Below are 412 nucleotides of genomic sequence, written 5' to 3'. Positions count from 1 at the left end.
TCGGTGTGACCCGCCTGGAAAACGACGCTGGCACACTGATCGCTGAACGCGGCCTGAAGCTGGTAGCCGATGAGGCGAACAGTTCCAAGGGGCGTATCGCCGCCAATGGTAGCCTGCATGCCAAGGTTGGCACGCTGAGCCAGAAGGGAGGAGAACTGACCAGTCAGGACTCGCTGACTCTCGACCTGGGCATCCTAAACAATAACTCTGGCCGTATCGCTGGCAACCAGGGCGTGGACATCACGGCCCGGCAGGTGGACAACAGCGTCGGCGAGATTGCCAGCCAGGGCGTGGTGGCGCTGAACCTCACTGAGCAGCTGGACAACCGTGGCGGCAAGATCGTCGGTGACAGTGGTCTGGGCATCACCGCGCCGCACGTGCTCAACCAGGACAAGGGGGTACTCGCCAGCCG

Annotated in this window: 1 protein-coding gene; it reads left to right on the top strand. The window is 62.9% G+C overall.

The window, feature by feature from the left end:
- Positions 1 to 412 (top strand): hypothetical protein (locus HMPREF2581_RS09265; RefSeq protein ID WP_139181901.1); only part of this gene is annotated, 412 nt, incomplete at both ends.

It is taken from the genome of Pseudomonas sp. HMSC057H01, assembly GCF_001836405.1.
In the GTDB taxonomy this organism is placed as follows: Bacteria; Pseudomonadota; Gammaproteobacteria; order Pseudomonadales; family Pseudomonadaceae; genus Pseudomonas; species Pseudomonas aeruginosa.
The sequence above is the reverse complement of the archived record's forward strand: the minus strand, read 5'-3'. Positions and strand labels throughout refer to the sequence as shown.